Origin of the sequence: Citrobacter sp. TBCS-14 (genome assembly GCF_005280805.1) — a bacterium.
GTDB classification, from domain to species: domain Bacteria; phylum Pseudomonadota; class Gammaproteobacteria; order Enterobacterales; family Enterobacteriaceae; genus Citrobacter; species Citrobacter gillenii.
Genome location: NZ_SZWM01000886.1, coordinates 1 through 527 on the forward strand (window position 1 = coordinate 1; position 527 = coordinate 527).

Here is a 527-nt window from a genome sequence, read left to right on the forward strand (position 1 = left end):
ATTGTTTCTGTTTCTTTTAGCGTTCTGACTGTCAGTTTGCTCGCTAAGGCACTTTCGGCTAGTTCTAATAGATTTCCCCTAGCAATGCTTTTAGCTTCGTCATACGCCTTTATATTGTCATCTCGCCACTTTCTAAAAGTTTTAGCCGAACAATGCAAACTGGTGTAGATTTCTCTGTCATTACAGCCTGATTCAATTTTATCAATGATTTGGCTAAAAAGCGGTTCTTCATACATCTTAGGTAAAATTGTGGGTCTGCCACCTTTTTGTGTTTGCATATTATCCTTTCTTTTAAATGTGGTTATATCGTTTAAAGCCTATATTTTCGTTCCTGTGAGCGTTAAGTTAATTAGACTTAAATTATATCGTAATGATATAAACACGCTCATACGAGCCAAAATATTAGCATATAGCCATATAATTTCCTTTTTATTTGAGATTTAGCGAGATTTAGCGAGATTTAGCGAGATTTAGCAAGATTTAGCGAGATTTTTCTTTTTGATTTTTTGGGGGATTCGCAGCCGGGC

Annotated in this window: 1 protein-coding gene; it reads right to left on the reverse strand. The window is 35.7% G+C overall.

The window, feature by feature from the left end; all coding sequences use genetic code 11:
* Positions 1-278, reverse strand: a 278-nt coding sequence (locus tag FDX22_RS21900; RefSeq protein ID WP_220387141.1) for a bacteriophage terminase small subunit, incomplete at its 3' end; no start/stop codon positions are given.
* Positions 279-527 lie beyond the last annotated feature (249 nt).